General features: G+C 65.6%; 9 protein-coding genes and 1 pseudogene. 6 read left to right on the top strand and 4 right to left on the bottom strand.

What is annotated here, in order from left to right:
• Positions 1 to 17: 17 nt before the first annotated feature.
• Positions 18 to 578 carry a TetR/AcrR family transcriptional regulator gene (locus M2432_RS19855; RefSeq protein ID WP_280828538.1) on the bottom strand — a complete coding sequence of 187 codons (561 nt, stop codon included), beginning with the start codon at positions 576 to 578 and terminating at the stop codon, positions 18 to 20.
• A gap of 99 nt (positions 579 to 677) precedes the next feature.
• On the opposite strand from M2432_RS19855, the gene M2432_RS19860 reads away from it, so the two are divergent.
• Complete coding sequence (locus M2432_RS19860; protein ID WP_280828539.1) at positions 678 to 1,583, top strand: SDR family NAD(P)-dependent oxidoreductase; 906 nt, start codon at positions 678 to 680, stop codon at positions 1,581 to 1,583.
• Here the strand turns inward: M2432_RS19860 and M2432_RS19865 are convergent.
• Positions 1,580 to 2,371 carry a polysaccharide deacetylase family protein gene (locus tag M2432_RS19865; protein ID WP_280828540.1) on the bottom strand — a complete coding sequence of 264 codons (792 nt, stop codon included), beginning with the start codon at positions 2,369 to 2,371 and terminating at the stop codon, positions 1,580 to 1,582. The two genes, M2432_RS19860 and M2432_RS19865, sit on opposite strands and share 4 nt — an antisense overlap.
• 309 nt (positions 2,372 to 2,680) lie before the next feature.
• Complete coding sequence (locus M2432_RS19870) at positions 2,681 to 3,379, bottom strand: M24 family metallopeptidase (RefSeq protein ID WP_280828541.1); 699 nt, start codon at positions 3,377 to 3,379, stop codon at positions 2,681 to 2,683.
• 26 nt (positions 3,380 to 3,405) lie between these two features.
• Here M2432_RS19870 and M2432_RS19875 point away from each other — a divergent pair, with 26 nt between their 5' ends.
• Entirely contained in the window at positions 3,406 to 3,900 is a 495-nt protein-coding gene (locus tag M2432_RS19875; RefSeq protein ID WP_280828542.1) for a cupin domain-containing protein, read from the top strand.
• Between the two features lie 726 nt (positions 3,901 to 4,626).
• Here the strand turns inward: M2432_RS19875 and M2432_RS19880 are convergent.
• Positions 4,627 to 5,547, bottom strand: a pseudogene (locus M2432_RS19880) (nitrilase-related carbon-nitrogen hydrolase); the annotation flags it as partial.
• Positions 5,548 to 5,742: 195 nt separating this feature from the next.
• On the opposite strand from M2432_RS19880, the gene M2432_RS19885 reads away from it, so the two are divergent.
• From M2432_RS19885 to M2432_RS19900, 4 genes are all read left to right on the top strand, one after another.
• Positions 5,743 to 6,129 (top strand): hypothetical protein, encoded by a 387-nt coding sequence (locus M2432_RS19885; protein WP_280828543.1) that lies wholly within the window; start codon positions 5,743 to 5,745, stop codon positions 6,127 to 6,129.
• A 54-nt stretch (positions 6,130 to 6,183) separates the two neighbouring features.
• The gene (locus tag M2432_RS19890; RefSeq protein ID WP_280828544.1) at positions 6,184 to 6,570 is read left to right on the top strand and encodes a hypothetical protein; all 387 of its coding nucleotides are present in this window, start codon (positions 6,184 to 6,186) and stop codon (positions 6,568 to 6,570) included.
• Positions 6,567 to 7,478, top strand: a complete 912-nt coding sequence (locus M2432_RS19895) for an NAD(P)H-binding protein (RefSeq protein ID WP_280828545.1) — start codon at positions 6,567 to 6,569, stop codon at positions 7,476 to 7,478. Before M2432_RS19890 ends, M2432_RS19895 begins: the two co-directional genes overlap by 4 nt.
• A 196-nt stretch (positions 7,479 to 7,674) precedes the next feature.
• A complete protein-coding gene (locus tag M2432_RS19900; protein ID WP_280828546.1) occupies positions 7,675 to 9,396 on the top strand; it encodes a DEAD/DEAH box helicase in 1,722 nt (573 codons plus the stop codon).
• Positions 9,397 to 9,524: the final 128 nt, after the last annotated feature.

Genomic DNA, 9,524 nt, shown 5'->3' on the forward strand with positions numbered 1-9,524 from the left:
CCCGCTCGACCAAATGGTCAGCGTGGACGCAGTCCGTCCAGCATCATCTCGATGACCCGATCGGCCGCATCCGGGTTGTAACGCTGCGCCGCCTGACACGCCACCAACAAAGCCTTCGCCTCCGGAACCGTGACGTCCGAGCGGACCGAGCCGGCCTGCTGAGCCGCCCGCAAGAGTTCGCCGAGCAGGTTCAGGAAATCGGCCTCGACGCCGGGCACCACGGTGTTTATGTCGACCCCAAGGCCGGCGAGGGCCTCGACGAGCCCCTGGTCGGTGTCACCCCATCGGACCATCAACCGCAGGAACTCGAAAAACGCCTCACCGTCGTCGGCCGACGCCACCAGCGCCCGGCCGGCGTCCGTGATGTGTCGCAAGCGGTCCTCGATCACTGCGCGGTACAGGTCGTCTTTGGTTGGGAAATGCCGGTAGACCGTGCCGGCACCAACACCGGCCCGCCGGGCGATCTCGTCTATCGGCACCCCAAGACCCTCGTCGGCGAAGGTTTGATACGCGACTTCCAGCACCCGAGCGCGGTTGCGGGCCGCGTCGGCTCGCAGCGGCCGGGCCGGTTTCGTCATGTCGCGCTCCTGGGAATGAACTAAGCGGGGCGCACGTTCCGTATAGGCGAAGTATCCGGGGCGTCCGCCCCGATTACCCCAGCCTACCGAGGAATCCTCATGACCAAGTGGACAACCGCCTACATTCCCGACCAGACCGGACGTACCGCAGTCATCACCGGCGCCAATACCGGACTCGGCTTCGAGACCGCAGCTGCGCTGGCCGCCAGGGGCGCACACGTCGTCCTTGCCGTCCGCAATCTCGACAAAGGCAAGGACGCCGTCGATCGCATCCGGCAAACCACTCCCGAGGCCGACGTCGTACTGCAGGAGCTGGACCTCAGCTCACTACAGTCGGTCCGGGAGGCAGCCGACGCGTTGCGGGCCAACTACCCGGAAATCGACCTGCTGATCAACAACGCCGGCGTGATGTGGACCCCCAAGCTGACCACCGTCGACGGTTTCGAGATGCAGTTCGGCACCAACCACCTCGGCCACTTCGCGTTCACCGGACTGCTGCTCGACCAGTTGCTGACGGTGCCCGGCTCCCGCGTCGTCACGGTGAGCAGCCTGGGCCACCGGATTCGCGCCGCCATCCACTTCAACGACCTGCAATGGGACCGCAGCTACAACCGGGTTGCGGCGTATGGCCAGTCCAAACTGGCCAATCTGCTCTTCACCTATGAATTGCAGCGGCGGCTGACCGGGGCGGAAACCGTGGCGCTCGCCGCGCACCCCGGCGGGTCCAACACCGAGCTGGCGCGGCACCTGCCATTGCCGGAATCAGTGGTGACGCCGCTGGTGGATCGGCTGTTCCAAAGCGCAGCGATGGGCGCATTGCCGACCCTGCGCGCCGCCACCGACCCGGCCGCGTTCGGCGGTCAGTACTACGGACCCGACGGCTTGCTCGAACAAAGCGGCCACCCCAAGGTCGTCGCATCCAGCGACCAGTCCCACGACACCGAGTTGCAGCAACGATTGTGGGCGGTGTCCGAGGACCTGACCGGGGTGACTTTCCCCGTCTAGTGCACGTCCCGGCCGGCCAGCGACACGAACTCCCAACCGGCTGAACGCATCTGCGGGATGACGTCCGCCAGTGCGGCATGGGTGCCGGATTCAGGGTGGTTCATGTGGGCGATTACGATCGCCCCCGGCGCGGCGCCGAGCATATTGGCGCGCACCTTCGCGGCGGGGGCGGTCGCACCGGCATCGGCGTCGACCGTGAAACCCAGTGGTTGTTCACCGAGTTCATGCACGATCTCGACAGCGACGTCGTCGTAATGGGCGGTGCCCGGCCGGAACCAGGTGGGTGCTCTACCGGTCACCGAGATGATCTTCTGGTGGTTGGCCCACACCTCGTCGACGACCTCGGCGGCCGACCGGGTACCGGCGATGCCGTAGGCCGACCGCCCGGTCACCGACAGCGGAACGTGCCGCGTGCCGTGATTGCCGATATCGAACAGTGGGTTCGCCGCCAGCTTGGAGGCTCGGTCAGGGTGCTCGTCGATCCACCGGCCGTTCAGGAACAACACGGCAGGCACGGCATTGGCTTGCAGGGTGTCCAGCAACGCGTCGTCGCAGCCGCCTCGACAGGCGTCGAATGTCAGCGCGATCTGGCGGCCCGCAGGCGAGAATGACCTGCCAACGCCAGGTAACGCCTCGCCCCACTGGGTGGGGGCGCGGCGGCTGTTGGCGCCCACCACGGCTTCCGGGTCCGGGATCGCGCGGGCCGGTGCGGACAGCACCAGCGAACCCGCAGCCAACGCGCCGACGGCCGTCGATCCGGCCGTCAGGAAAGCCCTTCTAGTCAACACAACGGCGCAGGCTAGGCACTGATTCTGAACAGAGAATGTCCAGCGGCTGTCAAAACACTGAGGAGCCTAGACACGGTTGTTCCGCGGCCTTTCCGCCTGTCCCCGCAACCGGGTTCGGACTGCCGGCGGCAGCATTGCTCGGCGCGTCGAGCTCCGTTGTGGCAGTTGCGATTTGGACCCGTCAACCTGAGTCGACATCGTCAACATAGGTTGACGCCCCGCGGGCGAACGATGTCCACCGCGCGTCAGAAACGACCCGCAACAGGAATTGAATCACCCTGAGTCGGGCCTCAGCCGTCGCTCACCACATCAGACACTTCGGCGCAGGTCCAACAACTCCTCGTGAAACCCGCCGAAGCGCCGGTCCGGATCAACCAGATGCACCTCGAGAATCCAATGGCATTGCCGGCCTGCGGAATCCATCCGGCGCATCGGCAGGTCCGACCCGAGCGCCACGTAGGACTCGACCTCACGGCCGTCGATCTTCTCGTGCGGGAACTCCCCGACCAGATGTCCGGCGATGGCACCACCGAACTCCCAGCCGGCCGCTCGGCTCAAACGCATCATGTGCACGAACAGCTGCGCTCCGGTGATGTCCGGGTGCGCATCGAAGTAAGCCTGCCCGGCCTCCCACACCCGCGGCAACTCGTCACGCAACGCGAGCTTGCGCGGATCATCGCCCAGCACATAGGTGCGGCCGAAGTCCGCTTCCCACTCCTCGAAGATCGGCCCCAGGTCGACGAAAACGATGTCGTCGTCGGCAATTACCCGATCCGGCGGGTTGTCCCGCGCGGTCGCCAGCGTGTTCTCGCCGCCGTGCACGATCCGCTTGTGCCAATGCCGAGAGACACCGAACAGTTCGGCGGCCAGATCGCGGATTTCGTCGGACACCTGCCGCTCGCCGACACCCGGGCGGATCAGCCCACGCTGTTCCACCGCAACAAAAAGCTCAGCCGCCTTATCCTGGGCGTCAAGAAGCCGCTCTGCACGTAGGTCCTCGCCAAACACCTTGACGATGTTAGCCAGGAGGCATCATGTCGCTGGTCGTGCCGCCCTATCCCCCTGCCCGCTACACGGACGCCAAGCCGGAAGTCAGCGCCACGCTGCGCCGCGGTACAGAGCCCGCCGACTACGACTCGCTCGGCCTGGTGCAGTACCACTACCTTGCGGACCAGAAGAAGACGGCCGGCGATTACGGGCTGTACCGCGTCGACATCGCCCCGCGCGGAGGCGGACCGGGCCCGCACTTTCATCGAGCCATGTCCGAGGCGTTCTTCGTGTTGTCCGGCACCATGACGCTCTACGACGGCAATGAGTGGGTGCAGGCCGGGCAGAACGACTTCCTCTACGTCCCACCGGGCGGCGTCCACGGCTTCCGCAATGACGCCGACGACCCCGCCTCGGTGCTGATGCTGTTCGCGCCGGGAGCGCCGCGAGAGGCGTACTTCGAGGGGTTCGGTCAGCTTGCGGACATGACCGACGACGACCGCCGGGAATGGTTCATCCGGCACGACAATTTCTTTGTCTAGACGCAGGCGCTATCGCCTGCTGTCTACTCGGGGGCCAGCTCAGCTCTCCGAGACGGGGGCCACGTAGCGCAATGACCACGATGGCACCAGACCGGGCACGTATTCGGTGCCGTCCCAAGGGGTTCCGCAGATGTGCAGATATGCGTACGGCGTCCCGTCGAACATCACCCACGCGCCGGCATCTCGGACTGTGCTCGGCAGCCCGTCACGAACGGCGTCGTAGGGCCAGATGATCATCCAGTGCGGGCCGATCGGAATTGCCGGACTTGTCTTGTCGGTCGGGTCGGTATTGCTGTGTTGTGTTGCGCCGCAAAGCATGTAGATGATGCCCGGAGCGGTATTGGTGGGTGCTGGCTTACCCGTCATGATGTCGGTCATCCACTGCAGCCCCATCGGGTCGGCACACATTGGCACATTCCCGATTTCGTTCTCGTTGCCCGGAAAGCACACCCAGTCGTTGGTGCCTTGACGCAACACCACAGTGCTTCCCTGGTGGTCCATTTCGACGACTGTGGCGTCTTTGGTGATCTGATACGGACCGGACGACATGGCGCGCGAAATCTTGGCGGCCAGGATCTGTTCATCCTTCGTGGCGGCTGGAGCCTGGCCATCGTGCAGCATGGTGATAGCGCTGTTGCTGTAGTTTCCGCGCGTGCCCGCGGGGTCGGTAGGAGCGGTCACCGCACTGGTGAGCACCGCGGGCTCGCCCCCGGAACCGGAAAACCGTTCGTGCACATGCGATGTCGCCGTGTGATCGATCTGCAGACTGAGCAGTTCGGGCCGGTTGTAATGTCCTCGGGCATCCATGAACGCCTTGCGCTTATCGATCAACTCGAAGTCCAAGTCGGCAATCACATACCCTTCCCCGGATCGGAGCGGCTCGCCGAGCGGTTCGCCCTGCGGCGAAATGATCGCCGTGAAGCAGCCACCGGACAGCGGACCAAGAGGGCCACCCGTGTCTGTCATCAACTGCGCCTGCTGATCACTGTCGAGCCATGCCGTCGCGCAGACCACGAACGCACCGGACTCCAGCGCGTGATTACGCACCTGCACCTCGGTCTGCCTGCTGAAGAGATCCCCGAAGATGGAGCCGGGAAACATCGCCGAATGAATCTGCTCACCATCGGCGATCAACGCGTATCGCGCCAACGGGTTGTAATGCTCCCAGCAGGCCAGCTGACCGATGCGACCCACAGCGCTGTCCACCGCCCGCAGTCCACTGCCGTCGCCCTGCCCCCACACGATTCGCTCGTGATAAGTGGGAGTGATCTTTCGGCGACATTGGATCAAGGTTCCGTCGGAATCGAAGAGCAGTTGACTGTTGTACAGGGTGCCGCCGTCACGTTCATTCACCCCGATGGACACCACCATGCCCGCCCGCCGCGCCGCATCCCCGATCGCACGCGTCGCAGCCGACGGGACCGTGACCGACTGCTCGATCAACCGGGTCTGCTCGGCCAACATCTCATAGGGCCGCTGCACGAACGAGAAATACGGATAGTAGGGCACGACCGTTTCCGGGAATGTCGCGAATTGCACTGCTTGGGTGGATAATTCGCCGATTTTGGCGACGACCTGTTCGACGGTGCCCTCGCGGCTGTACAACACCGGGCGCAGTTGAACAGCGGCGGCTCGGACAGTGGTCATGGCACCCCATCCCGTGATCGCGGACTCGATGCGAACAGTCTGTCCCCTGCGCGTCCCGACCGCGCAGTCTTTGCAGTAACCGATCGGGGCGCAATTTTGACGGTTGTTGCGCGGGGCGAGCCGATCGGCGCGATACTTGCTCGGTCATCGATCACCGGCGAGCGACCTCACCGGTCGAGCCAGGAAGGCGCCCGCGTGACGTACATGGGTGTGCCCTATTACCCGGAGTGGCTGGACAACCTGGCCGACGACGTCACGCTCGAAGCAGCGGCCATGGACGGCACAGCGCACGGCGCCGAAGCTGTTCGGACCATCTTGTCGCTGGCCCGCGAACAATATGAGCACCAGGAATTCAACTACGCAGGGCCATGCGGCGACAGCAGCTTCCTGGAGGACTACAGCAGCCGCGTCCGCGGTGTGCCCACGTTCGTCGTCGTCCTGGTCTCGTTCAATGACGCCGGACAGACCCAGCACGTCGTGGTCAACCACCGCCCGCGCAGCGCGATGCTGCAGTTCTCTCGCGTGATGCTGGAGAAGTTCGGCGGCACACCATATGAAAAGCATTGGCAGGGCACGCCTTAGCCACTGCGGTCGCCTTGACGAGATGCACGCCACCGCCAGAACGGAGAGCAGCGCATGACGTACCTGGGAAAGCCCTATTACCCGGCGTGGCTGGACAACCTGGCCGATGACGTCACCGGCGAGGGCGCCGCTTGGGACGGGGCGATCCAGGGCGCTGAGGCCGTACACCAGGTCGTCGTCACGGCCCGCGGCATCTATGAGTTCCAGGATTTCCACTACGCCGGTCCGTGCGGCGATTACGGATTCGTGGAGGACTACACCTCGGCGGTCCGCGGCGTGCCGCTGTACGTCAACGTCCTCGTCACCTTCGATGACGAAGGAAAAGCCAAGCGGCTCATCGTGAATCACCGTCCACGCAGCGCAGTACTGGAGTTGTCCCGCGCCATGCTCGAGGCGTTCGCCGGCACTCCCTTGGCCAAACACTGGGAAGGCACACCGTGACAGATCCGCTCTATCTGGTGACCGGGGCCGGTGGCGGCGCCGGCGGGGTGAGCCGGTTGGTGATCGAGCAGTTGCGGCAGCGCGGCCACCGGGTACGCGCGTTGGTGCACCGCGACGACGCGCGAGCCGACCCGCTGCGCGCACTCGGCGCCGAGGTCGTCGTCGGCGACCTCACCGAGCCGCAAGACGTGGTCGACGCCCTAGCCGGCGTGGACCGGATGTTCTTCTCAATGGGGGTCTCACCGGATTACCTGTGCGCGACCGTCGTCGTCTGCGCTGCGGCGCTGGAATCCGGCCGCCTCGAGGTGATCGCGAACATGTCCCAGATGACGGTCTCGCAGATGACGCTCACCAGCGTGGGCGAGTCCCGTCAGCATCGGCTGCACTACCTCGCCGAGCAGGTGTTGAACTGGTCGGGGCTGCCGGTGGTACACATCAGGCCGACCACGTTCCTGGACAATCCGATGTTCACCTGGCTGGCCGCGGCGGGGCTGCGCGAGCGCAATGAACTGGTGCTTCCTTTCGGCACCGGCCGCACGTCGCCCATCGCCGCGAGCGACGTCGCCCGCACAGTCGCCGCGGTGCTGGCCGATCCCGCCGAACGCATCGGCAAGATCTACGAACTGACCGGCCCGGCCAGCCTCGACATCGACGGCCTGGCCGCCGAGTTCAGCCGAGGTCTAGGCCGACCGATACATGGCACCGACATCGCACAGGACCAATGGGTGCAGGACAAACTCAAGCCGCTGGGTCTGCCCCCGCACGTCGAGCAGCACATCGCCACCATGGCCCAGCTGCACCGCGCCGGCCGGTACGACCGTGCCACCGACGACGTCGAAAAGATCACCGGGCAACCCGCGTGCAGCGTCGGCGACTACATCGCTGCGCATCCGGACCTGTTTTCTTAGGTGCGGCCCCATGACAACCATGGCGGACCCGCGCTTCATCGAGGTCGACGGCCTGCGGATCTCCGGCGGCTATCGCGCAGTCTGATCAACACGTCGAAGGGCACCATATTCCGGACTCTCCCCAGGACACGCCGATGAACGTGCGCGGCCGGAAGTTGCTGTCCTAGACTGCCCTTCGATCGGGAGGAGTCGAAGGGTGCGGGCATACGCAGCGCCCAGCACCCAGAACTTGCGGGGCTGGCAGCGTCGAGCTTTGGTGCGGTATCTGACCGCCAAACCACGCGATTTCTTGGCAGTCGCGACCCCCGGCGCAGGTAAGACCACCTTCGCGCTGCGGATCGCCGGCGAGTTGCTGACAGAGCGCACCGTCGACCAGGTGGTCGTGGTGGTCCCAACCGAGCACCTCAAGATCCAGTGGGCCGAGGCGGCTGCCCGCGTCGGCATGGCCCTGGACCCCAAGTTCAGCAACACGACCGGACACACGTCCAGCGACTATCACGGCATCGTCGTCACCTACGCCCAGGTGGCCAACCACCCGACCAAGCACCGGGTGCGCACCGAGAACCACAAAACGTTGGTGATATTCGACGAGATTCACCACGGCGGCGACGCGAAAAGCTGGGGCGAGGCCATCCGCGAGGCCTATGAAGATGCCACCCGACGCCTCTGTCTGACCGGTACCCCGTTCCGCAGCGATGACAGCCCCATCCCCTTCGTCAACTACGAACCCGACGGCAGCGGCCACCAGCAGTCGGTAGCCGACCACACTTACGGCTACTCCGACGCGCTGGCTGACGGCGTGGTGCGCCCGGTGGTGTTCATGGCGTACTCCGGCGAGGCCCGGTGGCGCGACAGCGCCGGCGAGGAGCACGCGGCCCGCCTGGGTGAACCACTCAACGCCGAGCAGACGGCCCGGGCCTGGCGTACCGCGCTGAACCCTGAGGGCGAGTGGATGCCCGCGGTGATCGCGGCGGCCGACAAGCGCCTGGGCCAGTTGCGCCAACACATTCCGGATGCCGGCGGCATGATCATCGCCACCGACCAGACCACCGCACGGGCCTACGCGAAGCTGCTGCACACGCACACCGGCGAAGAGCCCACAGTGGTGCTATCCGACGACCCGACCGCCTCGGATCGCATCTCGCAGTTCTCCCAGGGCAGCAGCCGCTGGCTGGTCGCGGTGCGCATGGTGTCCGAGGGCGTCGATGTGCCCCGGCTGGCCGTCGGGGTTTACGCCACCAGTGCGTCGACCCCGTTGTTCTTCGCGCAGGCCATCGGGCGCTTCGTGCGCCTGCGGCGGAAGGGCGAGACCGCCAGCATCTTCCTGCCGTCGGTACCGAACCTGCTGGAGCTGGCCAGTGAGCTGGAGCGGGAACGCAACCACGTGCTGGGCAAGCCGCACCGGGTGTCCGACGGGCTTGACGACGAACTGCTCGAGCAAGCCCAGAAAAAGGAAGACGAGAAGTCGGAGCTGGAGAACGGCTTCGAGATGATCGGGTCGGACGCCGAGCTGGACCAGGTGATCTTCGACGGCTCGTCGTTCGGCACCGCGACGGAGGCCGGCAGTGACGAAGAAGCCGATTACCTGGGCATCCCCGGCCTGCTTGACCCGACCCAGATGCGCGACCTGCTCAGCCGCCGGCAGGACGAGCAGCTGCAGAAGCGCAGCGCCAAGGCCGCCGCGAATCCGGGCGTCCCGGCGCCACCGATGACCACTCACGGCCAGTTGCGCGAGCTGCGCAAGGAGCTGAACCTGCTGGTGTCGGCATTCCACCACCGCACCGGCAAACCGCACGGCTGGATTCACAACGAGCTGCGGCGCCGCCACCCCGGACCACCCGTGGCCGCCGCCACCCGCGAACAGTTGCAGGACCGCATCGCCGCGATCCGGAGCATGCAGCGCGAGCTCGCCGGCTGAGGCCGCGAGTGTGAGGGCTGTGCGCGGAAAACCACGGCGGGTTCAAGGGATCGATGCAACACCCCTTCTGATTGAGGAGTGTTGTGGGTTCTCGACCGGGTTTGCGTGCGCGGATGCGGACGTTTTGG

The organism is Mycobacterium sp. OTB74 (genome assembly GCF_029892685.1).
Classification (GTDB): Bacteria; Actinomycetota; Actinomycetes; order Mycobacteriales; family Mycobacteriaceae; genus Mycobacterium.